The organism is Oleiphilus sp. HI0128 (genome assembly GCF_001635365.1).
The window spans coordinates 1-1,716 of sequence record NZ_LWGG01000254.1; the positions used below are offsets into that span (position 1 = coordinate 1).

2 protein-coding genes are annotated in these 1,716 nt (G+C 46.3%); both read right to left on the reverse strand.

The annotated features are described in order from the left end of the window. The coding region (locus tag A3763_RS03330; RefSeq protein WP_197482729.1) for a methylmalonyl-CoA mutase family protein at positions 1–1,158 on the reverse strand (1,158 nt) is incomplete at its 3' end. A gap of 189 nt (positions 1,159–1,347) precedes the next feature. Next, positions 1,348–1,716 (reverse strand): acyl-CoA dehydrogenase family protein (locus tag A3763_RS03335; RefSeq protein WP_255376598.1); only part of this gene is annotated, 369 nt, incomplete at its 5' end.

A 1,716-nucleotide genomic window follows, 5' to 3' on the forward strand; every position in this document is an offset into this window, starting at 1 on the left:
GGTCTTGATAGCTTCAACACAACCGCCCATATCTAGAATCTTATTAATTTCTGCAAAGGCTTGCTCTTTTAGCTCAGCTACTTTTGATTCGATAACCTTAGAGCCTTCGAATAGGTCAGGGTACTCAAGCAAGTCAGTTTCATAAGCCATAACTTGCTGAAGACGCAGTGACCACTGCTGATCCCAAGGGCGCGGAAGGGATAGAGCTTCGTTCCAGGCAGGTAGCTGAAGTGCGCGACAACGTGCGTTACGGCTAAGTGTCACGCCTAATGTTTCGATCAGAATACGCCATGCATTGTTTTCTGGCTGTTCTTCAGTCAAACCCAAAGAGTTAACCTGAACACCGTAACGGAAGCGACGGTATTTAGGGTTCTTAACACCGTAACGTTCACTGGTGATCTCATCCCACATTTCGCCAAATGCGCGCATTTTGCAGGTCTCTTCTACAAAGCGCATACCAGCGTTTACAAAGTAAGAAATTCGGCCAACGCAACGCTCAAACTCTTCTTCATTGAAGCAGTCACGTTCTTTGATTGCATCCAGAATTGTAATTGCTGTTGTCAGAGCGAAAGCGAGTTCTTGAACAGGCGTCGCGCCGGCTTCTTGAAGGTGATATGAGCAAATGTTTGAAGCATTCCATGAAGGAATGTTGTGCAAGCAGTATTCATACATGTCGACGATAATGCGAATAGAATCTTCTGGTGGGAATATGTAGGTACCACGTGCCAGGTACTCTTTGATCAAGTCATTTTGAGTCGTGCCTTTAAGCTGGCTAATATCTATGCCACGCTCTTCAGCTAAAGCAACATACAAAGATAATAACCACATGGATGTACCATTGATGGTCATCGAGGTGTTCATTTCCTCTAAAGGAATGTTATCGAATAGTACTGCCATGTCATCGAGTGAATTGATCGGCACGCCGACCTTGCCAATCTCGGGTTTCGCAATATCATGATCGGAGCTGTAACCACATTGCGTGGGGAGATCCATTGCAATACTTAAACCCGTCTGGCCTTTTGCCAGGTTATTACGGTAAAGCTCATTGGAGGCCCAAACATTGGTGTGTCCGGCGTAGGTTCTGAAAATCCACGGACGGTCTTTGCTCGGCTTATCTTCTTTATCGTAGATCAGATGCGCTTTATTTTGCTCACTCATGTTACTTCATTCCGATGTGGGTCGATTCCGAGAGTACTTGAGGCTCTGTCCTCGACACTGCATGTCGCTAGTTCAATGTTTATTAGAGATCGGTCAAAGCGTCTTTCAATAGGAAAGTTTTTGAATGATCTCTTTTAGGGTTTGCTTAGCCAGCACAACAGCTTGGCTGGCTGAGAATCAAATCGCAATCTACGCTGCGTTCTCGATTAGGGTTCTGGCAATTACTTTCAGTGCAAGAGTCTCTTCAGCACCTTCAAAGATAGAGAGTACGCGGGCATCAATCCAGTAACGGCTCACTGCTGATTCTTCTGCATAGCCCATACCTCCGTGAATCTGCAATGCCTCACGTGTTAGCCACTCAGAAGACTTACAAGCAAATAGTTTCACTAGGCTGGCTTCCATCTGGCCTTTGCCTTCATCCATCAAACGGCCTACGGCGTAGGTAAACTGGCGCGAAGCGGTCATCAAGGTCGCCATGCGAGATAGTTTGCTTAGGGTAAGCTGGTATTCACCCACAGGCTGGCCAAATACTTTACGTTCTTGTGAGTAGCTGATCGC